At 72.0% G+C, this 17,558-nt stretch carries 17 protein-coding genes and 1 pseudogene; 14 read left to right on the plus strand and 4 right to left on the minus strand.

Annotation, left to right across the window (positions count from 1 at the left end; all coding sequences use genetic code 11):
- Nucleotides 1-109 precede the first annotated feature (109 nt).
- A complete protein-coding gene (locus tag OHB09_RS08805; RefSeq protein WP_006137891.1) occupies nucleotides 110-1,549 on the minus strand; it encodes a hypothetical protein in 1,440 nt (479 codons plus the stop codon).
- A 453-nt stretch (nucleotides 1,550-2,002) separates the two neighbouring features.
- Between OHB09_RS08805 and lipB the strand changes: the two genes are divergently transcribed.
- The 5 genes and pseudogenes from lipB to OHB09_RS08830 all read left to right on the plus strand — a co-directional run bounded on the left by lipB (nucleotide 2,003) and on the right by OHB09_RS08830 (nucleotide 6,121).
- On the plus strand, nucleotides 2,003-2,800 hold the full coding sequence (gene lipB / locus OHB09_RS08810) for a lipoyl(octanoyl) transferase LipB (RefSeq protein WP_319350833.1): 798 nt from the start codon (nucleotides 2,003-2,005) through the stop codon (nucleotides 2,798-2,800).
- Nucleotides 2,801-2,930: 130 nt separating this feature from the next.
- Nucleotides 2,931-3,896, plus strand: a complete 966-nt coding sequence (gene lipA / locus OHB09_RS08815) for a lipoyl synthase (protein WP_006137889.1) — start codon at nucleotides 2,931-2,933, stop codon at nucleotides 3,894-3,896.
- A gap of 310 nt (nucleotides 3,897-4,206) precedes the next feature.
- Nucleotides 4,207-4,389, plus strand: a pseudogene (locus OHB09_RS08820) (SCO2195 family GlnR-regulated protein); the annotation flags it as partial.
- Between the two features lie 182 nt (nucleotides 4,390-4,571).
- A complete protein-coding gene (locus OHB09_RS08825; protein WP_093596003.1) occupies nucleotides 4,572-5,270 on the plus strand; it encodes a DUF4191 domain-containing protein in 699 nt (232 codons plus the stop codon).
- 179 nt (nucleotides 5,271-5,449) lie between these two features.
- Complete coding sequence (locus OHB09_RS08830) at nucleotides 5,450-6,121, plus strand: eCIS core domain-containing protein (RefSeq protein WP_319350834.1); 672 nt, start codon at nucleotides 5,450-5,452, stop codon at nucleotides 6,119-6,121.
- Between the two features lie 46 nt (nucleotides 6,122-6,167).
- Here OHB09_RS08830 and OHB09_RS08835 read toward each other — a convergent pair whose 3' ends face one another.
- Entirely contained in the window at nucleotides 6,168-6,635 is a 468-nt protein-coding gene (locus tag OHB09_RS08835; RefSeq protein WP_006137885.1) for an RDD family protein, read from the minus strand.
- 229 nt (nucleotides 6,636-6,864) lie between these two features.
- Here OHB09_RS08835 and glnA point away from each other — a divergent pair, with 229 nt between their 5' ends.
- From glnA to pspAB, 3 genes are all read left to right on the plus strand, one after another.
- A complete protein-coding gene (glnA, locus tag OHB09_RS08840) occupies nucleotides 6,865-8,274 on the plus strand; it encodes a type I glutamate--ammonia ligase (protein ID WP_006137884.1) in 1,410 nt (469 codons plus the stop codon).
- Between the two features lie 193 nt (nucleotides 8,275-8,467).
- Nucleotides 8,468-9,397, plus strand: coding sequence for a zinc metalloprotease HtpX (gene htpX, locus OHB09_RS08845; protein ID WP_006137883.1), 930 nt, complete (start codon nucleotides 8,468-8,470; stop codon nucleotides 9,395-9,397).
- Between the two features lie 6 nt (nucleotides 9,398-9,403).
- Nucleotides 9,404-10,003 (plus strand): PspA-associated protein PspAB, encoded by a 600-nt coding sequence (pspAB, locus tag OHB09_RS08850; RefSeq protein WP_319350835.1) that lies wholly within the window; start codon nucleotides 9,404-9,406, stop codon nucleotides 10,001-10,003.
- Nucleotides 10,004-10,073: 70 nt separating this feature from the next.
- Here the strand turns inward: pspAB and OHB09_RS08855 are convergent, their stop codons facing one another.
- Nucleotides 10,074-10,388: a hypothetical protein gene (locus tag OHB09_RS08855; RefSeq protein WP_006137879.1), complete on the minus strand. Its 315-nt coding sequence runs from the start codon at nucleotides 10,386-10,388 to the stop codon at nucleotides 10,074-10,076.
- A gap of 216 nt (nucleotides 10,389-10,604) precedes the next feature.
- Here OHB09_RS08855 and OHB09_RS08860 point away from each other — a divergent pair, with 216 nt between their 5' ends.
- The 6 genes from OHB09_RS08860 to OHB09_RS08885 all read left to right on the plus strand — a co-directional run bounded on the left by OHB09_RS08860 (nucleotide 10,605) and on the right by OHB09_RS08885 (nucleotide 16,948).
- On the plus strand, nucleotides 10,605-10,964 hold the full coding sequence (locus OHB09_RS08860) for an ArsC/Spx/MgsR family protein (protein WP_040893587.1): 360 nt from the start codon (nucleotides 10,605-10,607) through the stop codon (nucleotides 10,962-10,964).
- Between the two features lie 127 nt (nucleotides 10,965-11,091).
- On the plus strand, nucleotides 11,092-11,790 hold the full coding sequence (locus OHB09_RS08865; protein WP_191852913.1) for an RlpA-like double-psi beta-barrel domain-containing protein: 699 nt from the start codon (nucleotides 11,092-11,094) through the stop codon (nucleotides 11,788-11,790).
- A 228-nt stretch (nucleotides 11,791-12,018) separates the two neighbouring features.
- Nucleotides 12,019-13,056: a glutamine synthetase gene (glnII, locus tag OHB09_RS08870; protein WP_319119552.1), complete on the plus strand. Its 1,038-nt coding sequence runs from the start codon at nucleotides 12,019-12,021 to the stop codon at nucleotides 13,054-13,056.
- 402 nt (nucleotides 13,057-13,458) lie between these two features.
- Complete coding sequence (locus tag OHB09_RS08875) at nucleotides 13,459-14,094, plus strand: winged helix-turn-helix domain-containing protein (RefSeq protein ID WP_093596009.1); 636 nt, start codon at nucleotides 13,459-13,461, stop codon at nucleotides 14,092-14,094.
- 80 nt (nucleotides 14,095-14,174) lie between these two features.
- Nucleotides 14,175-15,188: an NAD-dependent epimerase/dehydratase family protein gene (locus tag OHB09_RS08880; protein WP_252306823.1), complete on the plus strand. Its 1,014-nt coding sequence runs from the start codon at nucleotides 14,175-14,177 to the stop codon at nucleotides 15,186-15,188.
- Nucleotides 15,189-15,373: 185 nt separating this feature from the next.
- Nucleotides 15,374-16,948 carry a DUF1996 domain-containing protein gene (locus OHB09_RS08885; protein ID WP_191852915.1) on the plus strand — a complete coding sequence of 525 codons (1,575 nt, stop codon included), beginning with the start codon at nucleotides 15,374-15,376 and terminating at the stop codon, nucleotides 16,946-16,948.
- Nucleotides 16,949-17,067: 119 nt separating this feature from the next.
- Here the strand turns inward: OHB09_RS08885 and OHB09_RS08890 are convergent, their stop codons facing one another.
- Complete coding sequence (locus OHB09_RS08890) at nucleotides 17,068-17,487, minus strand: hypothetical protein (RefSeq protein WP_006137865.1); 420 nt, start codon at nucleotides 17,485-17,487, stop codon at nucleotides 17,068-17,070.
- Between the last annotated feature and the right edge of the window lie 71 nt (nucleotides 17,488-17,558).

The raw sequence follows: 17,558 nt of genomic DNA on the forward strand, positions 1-17,558 counted from the left end.
CGACGGCGTTCACTCGCCCCCGGCGCCGCCCCTGGGTGCCGTCCCTGGGTGCCGTCCCCGGGTGCCGTCCCCCGGCGGGGCCGGGCCGGGGAGCCGCGCGCCGACCGCGCTACTGCAGGACCCCCACCCGGTCGCGGTAGCCGCGCACGGGGGCCGCGTCCCGGTAGGGCTCCAGGCGGCGTTCGAAGTCGCGGACGTACTCCACCGCCCGCGTGGACCGCATCTCCGAGGCCTGTGCGGCCGCCTCGGCGCCCAGTTGGCAGGCCTGGTCAAGCTCGCCGAGGCCGAGCCGGGCCGAGGCCAGCACCACCCGGCAGAACAGCCTGCTGCGCGCGAAGGCCACGGGCCGCAGTTGCAGCGAGCGCTCCGCGTGCTGCACCGCCGCCCGGTACTGCTGGAGGTCCCGGTGGCAGTGTCCGAACTCGTCGGCGAGCTGGGCCTCGTCGAAGAAGCGGGCCCAGGGCGGGAGTTCGTCCCCCGGCCGGCTCGCCTCCAGGGCCCGCTCGGCCCGCACCAGCGAGGCCGTGCACGCCCGCACCTCCCCCAGCACCCCGTGCCCGCGCGCCTCGACGGCGTGCAGCAGCGCCTGCACGGCGGGCGGCGCGCCGGCGACCGCGCCCTGCTGGGCGACCCGGGCGAGCTGCACGGCCTCCCTGCCGTGCCCGAGGTAGACGGCCTGCCTGCTCATCGAGACCAGGACGTACGCCCCGTACACCCGGTCACCGGCCGCCTGCGCCAGCCGCAGCGCCTGGACGAAGTAGCGCTGGGCGAGGCCGTGCGCGCCGATGTCGTAGGAGGTCCAGCCGGCCAGCCGGGTCAGATCGGCCGCGGCGCCGAACAGGCGGCGCCCGGTCTGCTCCCCGTAGGTGCCGCGCAGCATCGGCTCGACCTCGTGCTCCAGGTAGCGGACGAGGGCCTGGCGGGCGTGGCCGCCGCCGTAGGCGTGGTCGAGGGTGCGGAACAGCTCGCCGACCGAGCGCAGCGCGGCGATGTCGCCGCCGGTGACCCGCTGGCCGGGGCCCCGCTCGGAGTGCCCGCGCTGGCGCGGGACGGCGGGGCGGCCCTGGGCGGGCAGCCGGACGGGGCCGGGCTCGCCGTGGGCGACGCGGTCGTCGGCGCGCCCGATCAGCCAGTCGCGGCTGGGGACGACGAGGCCGGCCGGGGTGAAGGCGATCTTGCGGAGTTCGGCGTGGCTGCCGGAGTCCTTGCGCCACAGCCCGCCGACGATGTCGACGGCCTCCTCCGGCGTCGCGGCGAACTCCAGTCCCGCGTAGACGGGGGCGCAGGCGTCGAGGCCGAGGTCCTGGGCGCTGAGCCTGCGGCCGAGCCGCCGGGTGAAGACCTCGGCGATCAGCGCGGGCGTCGTGCCGCGGGGCTGCTGGCCGCGCAGCCACCGCGTGACGGAGGTCTTGTCGTATCTGAGGTCGAGTCCGTGTTCGAGGCCGAGCTGGTCCACACGACGGGCCAGACCTGCGTTGGAGAACCCCGCTTCTGCGATGAGTGCGGCGAGCTGGCGGTTGGGGGTGCGCTGCGCGGGTCGTTCCGTCATCTGCGGTGCGGTCTCCTGCCTTCCGGTGCCGTCCGGGCCCGCACGTCGTCCGCCGGTCCCCCGTGCACGGGGCACGGGGCGCGGGGGCGGACTGAACGAGCTGCCCGGATCGCCTCTGAGCAGCCGTTTTTGGTGCTCACTTGCTTCGTGCGTCTACTGCCGTCGGCGCGAATGTAGCGGAGAGTGAACGACCGATCGCACACGTCGGCGTCCATTCATCCGATCGTGTGAGGATGCGCCCGACCGGCTGACGGAGCTGGAGCGGGCGGCCGCGCGACAACCCACGTACGCGCCGCATCCGTCTCCGGCGCGCTCCCCGCACGCCCCCCGTCCGGACCCGGCTGGCCCCCGTCGACCCCGTCGACCCCGTCGGCGGGGGTTCCTTTCGCACGGACGTACAGTGGCTTGGGCGCGGCGCACGCGTCCGAGAGCTCACTGAGGGAGGCGCTCGCCGTGGGTGAGGTGCGGTTCGTCCATATGGGGTTCGGCCCGGATGCCGTGGAGTACCAGGAGGCGTGGGACGAGCAGCGCCGGGTGCACGCGGCCCGGTTCGCCGACGAGGTCCCCGACACCGTGCTGCTCCTGGAGCACCCGCCCGTCTACACCGCCGGCCGGCGCACGGAGGAGAGCGAGCGACCGCTCGACGGCACCCCGGTCATCGACGTGGACCGCGGCGGCAAGATCACCTGGCACGGCCCCGGCCAGCTCGTCGGCTACCCGATCCAGAAGCTGCCGCGCCCGGTGGACGTCGTGGCGCACGTGCGGCGTCTGGAGGAGGCGCTGATCCGTACCTGCGCGGAGTTCGGCCTGGAGACGAGCCGGGTCGAGGGGCGCAGCGGGGTGTGGGTGCTCGGCGACCCCGTCGAGCGGCGGCCCGCGCTCGGCGGGCTGTCCCTGGACTTCGATCCGCGGCTGACGGACGAGGAGTTCGACCCGCGGCTCGACGGGCCCGAGTACGCGCCCTCGAACGCGGGGCAGCGCCGGGAGGACCGCAAGGTCGCGGCCATCGGGATCCGGGTCGCCAAGGGCGTCACCATGCACGGCTTCGCACTCAACGTGAATCCCGACGCCACCTGGTTCGACCGGATCATCCCGTGCGGCATCCGTGACGCGGGCGTCGCCTCCCTCGCGGGCGAGCTGGGCCGGGACGTGACCATCGCGGAGGTGCTGCCGGTCGTGGAGCGGCACCTGCGGGAGGTACTGGAGAACGCGGAGTTGAAGCCGCGCGAGATCGAGCGGGCGGCCGTGTGAGCCGTCCCCGCGGAAGCCGCCGTCCCGGGGAATGATCCCCGCAGCCCTGAGGTTTGTCTCAGCGACTGGGCGCAGTAACCACGGGCGTACCCTGGTGTACGCCGAAGAATCGAAGCTACAGGGAGCCGATGTGTCCGCAGTCGCACCCGACGGACGCAAGATGCTGCGCCTGGAGGTCCGCAACAGCCAGACCCCCATCGAGCGCAAGCCCGAGTGGATCAAGACCCGGGCGAAAATGGGCCCCGAGTACACCAAGATGCAGAGCCTCGTGAAGAGCGAGGGGCTGCACACGGTCTGCCAGGAGGCCGGCTGTCCGAACATCTACGAATGCTGGGAGGACCGGGAGGCGACCTTCCTCATCGGTGGCGACCAGTGCACCCGGCGTTGCGACTTCTGCCAGATCGACACCGGCAGGCCCGAGGCGCTGGACCGTGACGAGCCCCGCCGCGTCGGCGAGTCCGTGGTCACCATGGACCTGAACTACGCCACCATCACCGGCGTCGCCCGCGACGACCTGGCGGACGGCGGAGCCTGGCTCTACGCGGAGACGGTCCGTCAGATCCACGCGCAGACCGCCGAGCGGGCCGAGGGCCGCACCAAGGTCGAACTGCTGGCCCCGGACTTCAACGCGGTCCCCGAGCAGCTCGAGGAGGTCTTCTCCTCGCGCCCCGAGGTCTTCGCCCACAACGTCGAGACGGTGCCCCGGATCTTCAAGCGGATCCGCCCCGGCTTCCGTTACGACCGTTCCCTCCAGGTCATCACCGCGGCCCGGGACTACGGCCTGGTGACCAAGTCGAACCTCATCCTCGGCATGGGCGAGACCCGCGAGGAGGTCGTCGACGCGCTGCGGCAGCTCCACGACGCCGGCTGCGAGCTGATCACCATCACGCAGTACCTGCGGCCGAGCGTCCGTCACCACCCGGTGGAGCGCTGGGTCAAGCCGCAGGAGTTCGTGGAGCTGAAGGAGGAGGCCGAGCGCATCGGCTTCTCCGGTGTGATGTCCGGCCCGCTGGTCCGGTCCTCGTACCGCGCCGGCCGGCTGTACCGGATGGCCGTCGAGAAGCGCGGCAGCTACGTCGCCTCGCAGGCGGTCTGACCCGGACCGGCCTTCACCCGAGCGGCGGCACTGGCACCCAGTGCCGCCGCTCGGCGGTTCCCGGGACCGTCCGTCGTGTGAATCGGCGCACAGGGCGCTACCTGCGAGTAGTGGCCGGTTCCGCGCAGACCCCGCGTCCCCGCAGCTAGCGGCCGCGCCGGGGCGGAGAGGGCCGTTTCCGGCGCCGTGTCCAGGCTTCATGTGCGTTTGACCGGTCGGTCACGCCCTGGTAACACCGAAGCGTGACCCTGGGCTCACCACTTGTAGGGCCCCGCCCTGGCCGCCGTTTTCCCGAGGGGGAACCTCCGTCATGCAGGCCGCACCCGTCCGCGCCACCGCCCTTCCGAAGTTCACCGATGCACTCCGTGCCGTCGAGTCGCTGTTGATGAGCGGCGGCCAGCGCACGGCCCGCCGCAACGCCTGGAACTCGGTCCTGGAGGACCGCCGCCGCGCCAAGGACCGCGTCGAGGCGGAGCGCTTCCTCGACGTCACCACCGTCACCACCGTCACCACTGTCACCGCGGTCACTGCCGCCACCGCCGCCCCGCTGCTGACCGGGCTCCGCGCCGACGGGTGACCGCGGCGCCGTAACGATTCGGCGTACGGGGCCGCCCTCCCGCACCACGGTGGAGACTGCCGTCGTGGGCGCCTCCCGGGGCACGTAGACTTCGTGCCATGGCGAGGAAGGAATCCGCGGCGGAGACTGCGAACCCCGGGCGACTGAAGCAGATCGCCCTGACCTACAAGATGACCCGCAGGGCCGACAAGAAGATCGGTCTTGTACTCGCGGCTGTCGGAATCGTCACCCTTGGTGTCTTCCTCGCGATCGGTTTCCTGATCGGTCACCCCATCTATGTCGGCATCTTCGGTCTGCTGATCGCCCTGCTGGCGATGGCGATCGTCTTCGGCCGAAGGGCCGAACGCGCGGCGTTCGGGCAGATGGAGGGCCAGCCGGGAGCGGCGGCGGCCGTGCTCGACAACGTCGGGCGCGGATGGACGACGACACCCGCGGTGGCGATGAACCGCAACCAGGACGTGGTGCACCGCGCGGTCGGCAAGGCCGGCATCGTGCTGGTCGCGGAGGGCAACCCGAACCGGCTGAAGACGCTGCTGGCGGCCGAGAAGAAGAGGATGGCCCGCATCGTGGCGGACGTGCCGGTGCACGACATCATCGTCGGCACGGGCGAGGACCAGGTCGACCTGAAGAAGCTGCGGACGACGATGCTGAAGTACCCGCGGGTCCTCACCGGCCCCCAGGTCACGGCGACGAACGACCGGCTGCGGGCACTGGGCGACCTGATGAGCAACATGCCGCTGCCGAAGGGCCCGATGCCCAAGGGCATGCGCATGCCTCGGGGCGGCCGCATGCGCTGACCGGCGCCCCCGGTCCGGAACCGCAGGGCCCCCGGCGATCCACGGATCGCCGGGGGCCCTTCCGCTGTGCCGCGGCGGCCGGTCTGCCCCCGGAGGTGCCCCCGCGGCCCTGTCGTGAGGAGGCCCGCCGGAGCAGACTGTCCTCCCGACGAGTGGCCACGGTCGAGGTGGGGGCGGTCATGCACACGCAGGACAGCGGCAGGGAGCAGAGCCGCGGGAACGGGCCGGCGGCCCGCCGGCCGGTGCCGCCGCAGCGTCCCGGGTGGGCGGACGACGTCCTCGCCCTCCAGCGCCGGGCCGGCAACGCGGCCGTCTCGCGCGCCCTCGCCGAGGGCAGGCACCGCGAGGGCTCCGGAGGTGGGCGGACCGACGCCTCCGTGCAGCGCGCCGAGGACCTCGAGGACGGCGCGGCGCACCGGCACGGTCCCGACTGCGCGCACGAGGAGGCGCCGGTGCAGCGCCGGGTCTCGCCCGCCGACGCGATCGCGACCCCCGGCAGGCCGCTGCCTCCCCGTATCGTCGCGCGGATGGAGCAGGAGTATCCGATGTCCTTCGGCCACGTCCGCCTCCACGACGGGCCCGTCGCGCAGCGCTCGGCGGCCGACCACGGCGCCGTGGCGTACACCACCGGCTCGCACATCGTCAGCGCCCGGTCGCAGCTCGACGACGAGACCCTCTACCACGAGGGCGGGCACATCTGGCAGCAGGCCATGGGCGAGGTGGCCGGCACCGACGACGGCAGCGGCACGAGGGTCTCCAGCCCGCACGACGCCTTCGAGCTCCAGGCGGCCGAGAACGGCCGCCGCATGGCCCGCGGCGAGCGCCCCGACCTGGAACTCCCCGGCCTCTAGGCCGTACCTCGCCGAGGGCTGCCCGCGATCCCTGGCGGGACGGCCCTCAGGCGCGGACCTCGACCGTGCCGGCCAGGCGGTCGTGGAGGCCGCGGCCGTCGCGGTCCCAGACCAGGGCGGGGATCGCCAGGCACAGCAGGACGGTCCGCAGCGCGGCGCGCCACGGGCTGACCCGTCCGGTCGCCAGCGCGAGCACGCGCAGCCCGAACAGCCGCTTGCCCGGGGTGAAGCCGAGGGTTCCCACGGTCAGCACACCGAGGAGCAGGAAGACGAGCAGCGTCCAGTTGCTCGTGGCCTGCTCGTAGCCGTCGGTGATGAGGCCGTATGCGATCAGCAGGCACAGCGCCCAGTCGACGACGAGGGCGCCGAGGCGCCGTCCGGGCCGGGCGATCGAGCCCGGTCCCTCCTCCGGCAGCCCCAGCTGTTCCCCGCGGTAACCGAAGTCCGCCCCGGCCTCTTCGGCGGCGGCACGGGGCCCGGACAGCCATGATCCGATTGCTTGCCTGTTGTCCACGCGTCCACGGTACTGCGGCCCCTCGGGCGGGCGGACGGCCCCCGTCGCACCGCACGCGAACGCCCGGCACACGTCACAATGGGGGACGAGCTGGTTAACCTCGACGAAACAAATGGGTCACGCCAGAGAAATCACCCCTCCCTAGGGTCGAAACCGGTTGTGCCACCGCACCGGCCGCACGAACGAACTACCACCCCGGCAAGGAACGGCCGGGAGTAGGAGGAGCTGGATGTTCCAGAACGCCGACGAGGCCAAGAAGTTCATCGCGGACGAGGACGTCAAGTTCGTCGATGTCCGCTTCTGCGACCTGCCGGGTGTGATGCAGCACTTCACGATCCCGGCCGAGGCCTTCGACCCGGCCGAGGAGCTCGCGTTCGACGGCTCCTCGATCCGCGGCTTCCAGGCCATCCACGAGTCGGACATGGCACTCCGCGCCGACCTGTCCACCGCGCGCGTCGACCCGTTCCGCCGCGACAAGACGGTCAACATCAACTTCTTCATCCACGACCCGATCACGGGCGAGCAGTACTCCCGCGACCCGCGGAACGTGGCCAAGAAGGCCGAGGCGTACCTCGCCTCCACCGGCATCGCCGACACCGCGTACTTCGGCCCCGAGGCCGAGTTCTACGTGTTCGACAGCGTCCGTTTCCGGACCGCCGAGAACGAGTCCTTCTACCACATCGACTCCGAGGCCGGCGCCTGGAACACCGGTGCGGTCGAGGACAACCGCGGTTACAAGGTGCGTTACAAGGGCGGCTACTTCCCGGTCCCGCCGGTCGACCACTTCGCCGACCTGCGCGCCGAGATCTCCCTCGAGCTGGAGCGCTCCGGTCTGAAGGTGGAGCGCCAGCACCACGAGGTGGGCACCGCCGGCCAGGCCGAGATCAACTACAAGTTCAACACGCTGCTCGCCGCCGCGGACGACCTCCAGCTCTTCAAGTACATCGTGAAGAACGTGGCCTGGCGCAACGGCAAGACCGCGACCTTCATGCCGAAGCCGATCTTCGGCGACAACGGCTCGGGCATGCACATCCACTCCTCGCTCTGGGCCGGCGGCTCCCCGCTGTTCTACGACGAGGCCGGTTACGCGGGCCTGTCGGACACCGCCCGCTACTACATCGGCGGCATCCTCAAGCACGCCCCCTCGCTGCTGGCCTTCACCAACCCCACGGTGAACTCGTACCACCGCCTGGTGCCGGGCTTCGAGGCCCCGGTCAACCTGGTGTACTCGCAGCGCAACCGCTCCGCGGCCATGCGTATCCCGATCACCGGTTCCAACGCCAAGGCCAAGCGCGTCGAGTTCCGCGCCCCGGACTCCTCCGGCAACCCCTACCTCGCCTTCTCGGCGCTGCTCCTCGCGGGCCTGGACGGCATCAAGAACAAGATCGAGCCGGCCGAGCCGATCGACAAGGACCTCTACGAGCTGGCCCCCGAGGAGCACGCGGGCGTCGCGCAGGTCCCGACCTCCCTCGGCGCCGTCCTCGACCGCCTCGAGGCCGACCACGAGTTCCTCCTCCAGGGCGACGTCTTCACGTCCGACCTGATCGAGACGTGGATCGACTTCAAGCGCACCAACGAGATCGCCCCGCTGCAGCTCCGCCCGCACCCGCACGAGTTCGAGCTCTACTTCGACGTGTGAGCACCCCCGGGCGGGTGCGCGCACCCGTTCCGCGGCCTCCGGGGCCGTCGTCCCTCGTGGACGGCGGCCCCGGAGGCCTTTTGCCGTCCCTGGGGGCGTTCGGGGGCCGTGCATGGGCCGCGCGGGCGGGGCCGGGCGCACAATGGAGACCGGGACGAGTCCCCGAGGACGAGGTACCGCGAGGTGATGCGGAATGCGGAGCCGGTTCCAGAGCGATCGGCGGCTGACCGTGCGGATGACGGTCACCATGTTCCTGCTCGGGCTGCTGTACGTGGGCTTCGTGGCGGCGCTCGTCGTCCTGCTGAAGTCGTTGGTGCTGGTCGTCGTGATCGCGGCGGCGGTGCTCGGGGCGCAGTACTGGTTCTCCGACCGGATCGCGCTGTACGCGATGCACGGGAAGATCGTGGAGCGCGAGGAGTATCCGGAGCTGCACGGGGTCGTGGACCGGCTGTGCGCGGTCGCCGACATGCCGAAGCCGCTCGTCGCCGTCTCCAACATGGACATGCCGAACGCCTTCGCGACCGGGCGGAACGCCGATCACGCGGTGGTGTGCGTGACCACCGGGCTGCTGCGCAGGCTGGAACCGGCGGAGCTGGAGGGCGTCCTCGCACACGAGCTCTCGCACGTGGCGCACAGGGACGTCGCCGTGATCACCGTCGCCTCCTTCCTCGGGGTCCTCGCCGGGCTCGTCGTACGGTTCGCCTTCTACTCGCAGTTGTTCGGGGGGCGGGGCCGCCGGGACCAGAACACGCTGGCCGTGCTCGGCATCGTGATGGGCGTCTCGATGGCCGTGTACGCGCTGAGCTTCGTCCTCATCCGCGCGCTCTCCCGCTACCGGGAGCTGGCCGCGGACCGGGCCGCCGCGCTGCTCACCGGGCGGCCCTCGGAGCTGGCCGCCGCGCTGACGAAGGTCGACGGCGACATCGCGCGCATCCCCAGCCAGGACCTGCGCACCGCGCAGGCGTTCAACGCGTTCTACTTCACCCCCGCGTTCGGCAAGGGCGCGGGGCTCGCCCGGCTGTTCTCCACCCATCCGAGTCTGGAGCAGCGGCTGGAGCAGCTGGGGCGGATCTCGGCGGAGCTGGGCGAGGCCGGGACCGGCGGGACCGGAAGGGCGGACTGAGGCGGCGTGGGGCTCTGGGACATCCTGCTCGGGCGGACGAAACCGGTGGCGCCGGACCTCGATCAGCTCTTCGGGCTGCCCTCGGCGGCGGTGACGCTGGAGGCGGGCGCCGGGTTCACTCCGACGGGCGAAGGGGCCGTGTGTTTCGCGACGGTCGAGGGGGCGGCGTTCGAACAGACGCACAGGGAGGTGCGGGCGCTGCTGGACGCGGACGCGGAACGGAGGGACGTGGGGGTGGAGCTGCGGCGGGACGAGTACGGCTACTCCTGGCTGGTCTCGCGGCGTGGGCCGGGTGAGCTGGTCTCGCTGGTCAACGATCTGCACGCGGTCAACAGCGCGATGGAGGCCAACGGCTTCGGGCCGCAGTTGCTGTGCTCGGTGGCCGGGTTCCGTGAGGCGGGGGACGGGGCCGCCGGGACCGCGGGGCGGCGGCTGGGGCTGGTGTACCTGTTCAAGCGGGGGACGTTCTACCCGTTCGCGCCCCTGGGGGGCGGGAGGCGGGACACGGCGCTGGAACTGCGGGTGAAGTCACTGCTGGCGGGGGAGCTGCGGATGGAGGACGACCTGGGACGGTGGTTCCCGGTGTGGGGGGCGCCAGGGCTGTGAGCGGGGTGTGCGGGGGCCTCCCCGGGCCCCTTGCGGAGCGCGGGGAGACCGTTCGGCGCGGGCAGACCGATCAGCGCGTGTAGCGCAGCAGCGCTCGGACCATGTGGCAGGTGCGGGCCGACGGGGCGTGGACGCCGATCAGGTCCGCCGTGCGGCGGATGACCTCGTCGCGCGCCTGGTTCGGGACGTAGATCCCGGAGTCGAGCAGGGCGATCGCCAGACGCATCGCCTTCAGCCGGCGGTTGTGGGTGACGTACCACTCGCGGGGCCGGCCCGCCGGGAGCGGGCGCTTGGTGACGGGGGCGTACGGCAGGTCCAGCGGGATCTGCCGGGCGGCGGTCGACTGGGTGGGCAACGGCGTGGACGTGAGGGTGGCAGCGGGCACGGGCATCCTCCTGTCGCGGTCGGGACACCGTCCGGAACCTCCGGCGACGGCCTCGAACACTGCTTCTATTCTACTGCGCGGCACTGACAGCGCGGGGCGTGAGAGGGCGTCAAAACTGCTGGTCAGAACGGGGGTTGGGGGGTACGGGGGTGGCTCGGGGCCTCCGGGGCGCGTGGGGCCTCCGGGGCGCGCGTGGGCCCCGCTACCGTGGGCCGCATGGAGATCTGGATCAATCCCGCGTGTTCCAAGTGCCGCAGCGCGCTCAGCCTGCTCGACGCCGAGGGCGCCGACTACACCGTCCGCCGCTACCTGGAGGACGTGCCGAGCGAGGACGAGATCCGCGGGGTGCTCGGGCGTCTCGGGCTCGAACCGTGGGACATCACGCGGACCGGTGAGGCGGAGGCCCGGGAACTCGGCGTCAAGGACTGGCCCCGGGAGGCGGGGTCCCGGGACCGCTGGGTGCGGGCCCTGGCGGAGCACCCGAAGCTGATCCAGCGGCCGATCATCACCGCCGAGGACGGCACCGCCGTGGTGGCCCGCGACGAGGACGCCGTGCGCGAGGCGCTCTCCCGCTGATCCGGGCCCCGTACCGCCGGAGCAGTGTGGCGCAGGTCACTCACGTGACGGACGCGACCGGTGAGTAGCTCCTGTTCGGGATCTCGTACATAGCGGCGTACGCTCCCCTACCTCCCAGGAGGCGCGCATGTCGCGCAGGAGAAAGCTCGGCACGAAGAAGAAGATCGCGCTGCTGGCCGGTGCCGCGACGCTGGCCGGCGGCGGGGCCTTCGCCCTCGCGGCCACGTCGAACGCCGCGTCCGTGCAGAACGCGTCGACCTCGACCGTCTGCCAGGGCCTGGCCACCGCACTCGGCAACAACGAGAAGTTCATCGCCGATCAGCGGGCCGCCCCCGACGCCCTGTCGGAGGCGCGGATCGCGAACCGCGAGGCGGTCCTCGCCGAGATCAGGCGCAAGCAGGAGGCGTCCGGCTGCGAGGTCGGGGAGTCGGCTCAGGGCTCCCCGGCCGCTCCCGCCGACCCCCCGGCGCAGTCGCGGCCACCTGCTCAGTCCCAGCCCCCTGCCCAGTCCCAGCCCCCTGCCCAGGGTGGGGGCGCAACCGCCGGGGCCGCCGGCGGCGGGGACGCGGCCGCCGCCGGTGAGCAGGTCTGCAAGGGCTCGACCGTCACGCTGTCCGGCGAGGACGGCGCCCCCGCGGCCTCCAGCAACCAGTTCCCGGCCGGTACGAAGCTGCGGGTGACCAACCTGGACAACGACAAGTCCACCACCGTCGAGGTCACCTCGGTCTCCGGGAGTTGCGCCCTGCTGAACAACGCGGCCTTCGAACAGGTGCGGGAGCCCGGCAAGTTCCTCATCCGCCGGGCGCTCATCGAGAAGGTGGGCTGACCGCACGGGGCCCGGGCCCGATACGCCCGCGGCGGCCGTGACTCCGCACACGGCCGCCGCGGGTAACACGGGGTTCACACATGGGCAATGGACGGGAAACCGCCTGTTGACAGGCTGGAAGCACCACGCGGCGCCCCAGTGCCGCAGCGCCGCGTGACGCACCCGCACCCGCACCGGCCGCGCGGCACCCTCAAAGCCCCGGCCGGGACTTCGTAAGGACGTGGCCCCGTGACCTTCAAGGCTGAGTACATCTGGATCGACGGCACCGAGCCGACCGCCAAGCTCCGTTCCAAGACCAAGATCATGGCTTCCTCGGACACGCGGGACACGGCCGCCGACCTCCCGTACTGGGGCTTCGACGGGTCCTCCACCAACCAGGCCGAGGGCCACGCCTCGGACCGCGTGCTCAAGCCGGTCTTCGTCTGTCCCGACCCGATCCGCGGCGGTGACAACGTCCTGGTGCTGTGCGAGGTGCTCGACACCGACATGACGCCGCACGAGTCCAACACCCGTGCCGCGCTGGCCGAGGTCGCCGAGCGGTTCGCCGCGCAGGAGCCGATCTTCGGCATCGAGCAGGAGTACACCTTCTTCAAGGGCTCCCGCCCGCTCGGCTTCCCCGAGGGCGGTTTCCCGGCCGCGCAGGGCGGCTACTACTGCGGCGTCGGCTCGGACGAGATCTTCGGCCGTGACGTCGTCGAGGCGCACCTGGAGAACTGCCTGAAGGCCGGCCTCGGCATCTCCGGCATCAACGCCGAGGTCATGCCCGGCCAGTGGGAGTTCCAGGTCGGCCCGCTGGCCCCGCTGGAGGTCTCCGACCAGCTCTGGGTGGCCCGCTGGCTGCTCTACCGCACCGCCGAGGACTTCGAGGTCTCCGCCACCCTCGACCCCAAGCCGGTCAAGGGCGACTGGAACGGCGCGGGCGCGCACACCAACTTCTCGACGAAGGCCATGCGCGAGGGGTACGACGCCATCATCACGGCGTGCGAGTCGCTCGGCGAGGGCTCCAAGCCGATGGACCACGTGAAGAACTACGGCGCCGGGATCGACGACCGCCTCACCGGTCTGCACGAGACGGCCCCGTGGAACGAGTACTCCTACGGTGTCTCCGACCGCGGTGCCTCGGTCCGCATCCCCTGGCAGGTCGAGAAGGACCGCAAGGGGTACATCGAGGACCGTCGCCCGAACGCCAACGTCGACCCGTACACGGTGACGCGACTGCTGGTCGACACGTGCTGCACCGCGCTGGAGAAGGCCGGCCAGGTCTGACCGGCCCCCGCCGAACGCGAAGGGGCGCCCGCCGTGACGGCGGGCGCCCCTTCCGCGTGCCCCACCGCCCGTTCCGGGTCCGCACCGGGCGTCCACGCTGTGAGAGGAGGCTCCCCCGGGTGACGGGCATCTGCTTCAATGTGAGCATGGCCGGCATTCAGCAGCGCACCGCGACGGGTCGCCACGACCTGGAGCCGTTCTGGCCTTCCCGTCAGCACCACGACTTCGACCGGGTGTGTTGCCGCGCGACGAACGCGCCGGCCCTCTAACGCCGTACCCCGGTCTTCGGCCGGCGCGACAAGACGCGTTTCCTCGACGCCCCGGCAGCCGGGCCACCCGCCTCCACGCTCCGCGGCCGTCGAGCCTTCCGTCGAACCCCTCGCGCGAAAGAGCTGACGTCTCATGGCGACCACCCGTTCCCTGTCCACCGCCTCCACCGCCTCCGCCTCTCCCGTCACCGGCCCGGCCGCCCGCGGCGCGCGCCACCGGCTGCGTGCCGTCGACCGGGACGAGGTGGTCGAGATCGCCGACTTCCTGCCGCCGGGCGCCACCTGGCTGCCCGCTCCCCCGCACGCCCTCCCGGCGCTGCCTGGCCGGCCGCCGATGGTCGGCTACCTGGTCCTCGTACCGGCCGGGCAGCAGCCGCCGTTCGCGCCCGCCGCGGTGCCCGCCGGGCCGGAGCGCCCGGCCCCCGCCGAGGTCACCGCCGAGGCGCCCGCCCCGGAGCGGGGAGCCGAGTCCGGCGATCCGCTGGTCCGCATCGACCCGGTGCGCCGCACCGCCGAGGTGGACGGACGCCGGCTGGACCTGACCTACCTGGAGTTCGAACTGCTGGCGCACCTCGTCGCGCATCCGCACCGGGTGCACACGCGGGACCAGCTCGTCACCACCGTGTGGGGCTACGGGCACGTGGGCGACGGCCGCACCGTCGACGTCCACGTCGCCAGGCTGCGGCGCAAGCTGGGCGCCGAGCACCGCGCGGCGATCCAGACGGTCCGCCGGGTCGGGTACAAGTACACCCCGCCGACCGGGGCCTGACCGTCCGCGCACCGAAGCGCCGCTCTTCTGTCAGCAGAGCGGCGTTCCCTCCCCCGGCCCCGGCGGGCAGAGTCCTCGGCATGAGACTGCTGATGCTGGGCGGAACGGATTTCGTGGGCAGGGCCGTGGTGGAGGACGCCGTGCGCCGGGGCTGGGAGGTGACCGTCTTCCACCGGGGCCGCAACGCCGTCCCGCGCGGCGCCCGTTCGCTGCTCGGTGACCGCACGGCTCCCGATGGGCTCGCCGCGCTGGCCGAGGGCACCTGGGACGCGGTCGTCGACACCTGGTCGGCGGCGCCGCGCGCCGTGCGGGAGTCGGCGAGGCTGCTGGCCGGGCGGGCCGGCCGCTACGCGTACGTGTCGAGCGTCTCGGTGTACGACCGGCCGCGCCAGGACGGCTTCACCGAGGAGGCCCCGGTCGTGGCGGGCGCCGACCCGGGCGCCGGGCGGACGGACTACGCCCGGGACAAGCGCGGCGGCGAGCTGGCGGCCGTCGAGTCCTTCGGCCCGGACGGGGCGCTGCTGGTGCGGGCCGGGCTGATCCTCGGCCCTCACGAGAACATCGGCCGGCTGCCCTGGTGGCTGCACCGCGTCGCCCGGGGCGGGGACGTACTCGCTCCCGGACCGCGGGAGCTGGCGGTGCGGTACGTGGACGCCCGGGACCTCGCCGCATGGGTGCTCTCGGCCGTCGAGCGGGGGTCGAGCGGCCCGTACAACGTCGCGGGGACGCCCGGCCGGGCCACGATGGGCGAACTGCTGGACGCCTGCGTCCGGGTGACCGGCGGCGCGGCCCGGCTGCGCTGGACCCCGCCCGCCACCATCCTGGCCGCCGGGATCGAACCCTGGACGCAGCTCCCCGTGTGGGTGCCCCGGGGCACCGAACTGGAGACCGCCGTCTACGGCATGGACGTCTCCCGCGCGGTGCGCGAGGGGCTGCGGCACCGGCCGGCGGAGGAGACGGTCGCCGACACCTGGGCGTGGCTGCGCACCCTGGACGGCCCCGCGCCCCTGCGGGCCGACCGGCCGGGAGTGGGGGTGGATCCGGCGGTCGAGGCGAAGGTGCTGGGCACCGCCCCGGGCACCGCCGGAAACTGACCGGTGACCAGGCCGGACGGAATTCCCGGCAATCCCCGACCGGCCCTTCTTTGAACGCCCTTCAAGAATGTGCGGCAAGTTTTTTCCCGTGCCTCTGAACGCCCCACGAGTCCCTCGCGTATGGAATGGAGCCGCTTCACTCCTGTCGGGCGCCTCCGCCCCGCCAAGGAAGTCAGAGGAGTTCCATGGGACGCAACACAAGAAAACGCCGCTCGTCGCTGGCCACCAAGGCCATAGCCGCATCGGCGGCCCTAGCGCTCGGTGGGGGCGGGCTGATCTGGGCGAACTTCTATGCTTCTGCGCACGAGGAGAACTCGGGCCAGAACCGGACCAAGGCCGCCGGAGCACAGATGGCCACGATCTCCTGCCCGGACGTCGGCCAGAAGCTGACCGACGTGCCGGGCGGGGCGAAGGCCAACGTCGACAAGGAGCTGGCGAACCTCGACAAGCAGATCACCGAGGCGTACGCACGCCTGGCCGCCACGCGCCGGGCACAGCAGAACGACGCCAACTTCGCGCAGAACGCGATCTTCGGCCCGCTGAAGGAGAAGCGGTCCGCGGCGCTCGAGCGCATCAGGATCGACTTCAAGCGGGTCGGCGCCACCGCGCCCGACGGACTGGACGCCCTGGCCCCCTGCACCGGAACGCCCGCCGGCCAGACCAACGCGGGCGGCAACGGGGGCGGCCAGAACGGCGGTCAGAACGGCGACCAGAACCAGAACGGCGGTCAGGGCCAGAACGGCGGCCAGGCCGGCGGCGGTCAGGACCAGAACGGCGGCGGTCAGCAGGGCGGCAACGGCGGCCAGGCCGGCAACGGCCCCGTGGCCGCGGACTTCGTCGACATCACCAAGGTCCGGCCGAACGTCTCGAAGAAGGCGAACACCCGCAAGGCCGGCCGGTTCGGCAAGGGCCGGAACAGCACCAAGGGCGCCTCGACCGGCACGTTCTCCGTCAACTGCGGGGTGAACCAGAACAAGAACTACAACACCGACAACGTGATCGTGGCGCCCGGCGTGACCAACGGCGCGCACCACACCCACGACTACGTCGGCAACCAGGACGTCAACGCCTTCTCGAACAACGACACGTTCGCCGCGGCCGGCACGTCCTGCGACAAGAAGGGCGACAAGTCCTCGTACTACTGGCCGGTGATGCGTGTGCAGGACGGCACGCAGGAGTTCGACCAGAACAACGACGGCGGCGGCAAGGAGGGCAACGTCGGCAAGATCCTCACCGCCAAGCAGGCCGAGATCAAGTACGTCGGCAGCCCCACCTCCAAGGTCGTCGGGATGCCGAAGTTCCTGCGCATCATCACCGGTGACGCCAAGGCCTTCACCAACGGCACGGCGAACGCCAACGCGCACTTCTCCTGCACCGGCTTCGAGGACAAGGTCCAGCTGACCGACAAGTACCCGATCTGCCCCAAGGGCAGTGACGTGGTCCGCTCGTTCGCCTTCCAGAGCTGCTGGGACGGCCAGAACACCGACAGCGCCAACCACCGCTCGCACGTCGCCTTCGCGGACGCGAACGGCAACTGCGCGGGCGGGTTCAAGGCCATCCCCCAGCTCACGATGCGCCTCGTCTACAGCGTCCCGACCCCGGTCATCGCGAACGGCCAGGTGAAGAACGCCTACGCGGTCGACGGATTCCCCGAGCAGCTGCACAAGCCGATCAACGACCACGACGACTTCATCAGCGTCATGGACCAGAACCTGATGAACCAGGTCGTGAGTTGCGTCAACACCGGGCGGAAGTGCTAGTGATCCGCTGATTCACCCCCCCCACGGGAAAGCCGGCGGTGGAATTCCACCGCCGGCTTTTCGCCTGTATTCCGAGCGGGACACCCCGGCCCGGCCGGCACCCCGGCCGGGCCGTTCGCTCAGCCCTCGTGGTCCGCGTGCGCCGCGTGGCTGGTGCCCACCTCCAGGGAGCCGCCGAGCGTGCCGCGGAGCGTCCGCACCAGCTTCTGGTCGCCGATGGCGATCCACTTCGCCCCGACGAGGTAGAAGCCGCCGTAGTCCTTGGCCTCGTTGATCCACTCGCGCTGTCCGCGGTCGGTGGCGAAGGTGGCCAGGATGAACTTGCCGTCCTCGTTCTTGCAGACGGCCTGGCGGATCTCGTCCGCGTCGGTCTGGATGTCCGGCGTGCAGTGCGCGTCGGCGGCGATCTCCTCCAGGCTTCCGGTCTTCGTGGCGGGTATCTTCGCCGCCGCGGTCCCGTCCTTGCCCGCCCCGCAGGCGGTCAGCGCCAGCAGGGCCACGGCCGCGCCCGTCGCGAGTCTCGCTGTTGTCAACCTCATGCGTACCTCCGGTCTCTTCGGCCGACGTGAACTCGCCAGCTCCGTGCGCACCGTTGAGCCCGGACGGCCGT

The organism is Streptomyces griseoaurantiacus, from assembly GCF_036189845.1.
In the GTDB taxonomy this organism is placed as follows: domain Bacteria; phylum Actinomycetota; class Actinomycetes; order Streptomycetales; family Streptomycetaceae; genus Streptomyces; species Streptomyces griseoaurantiacus.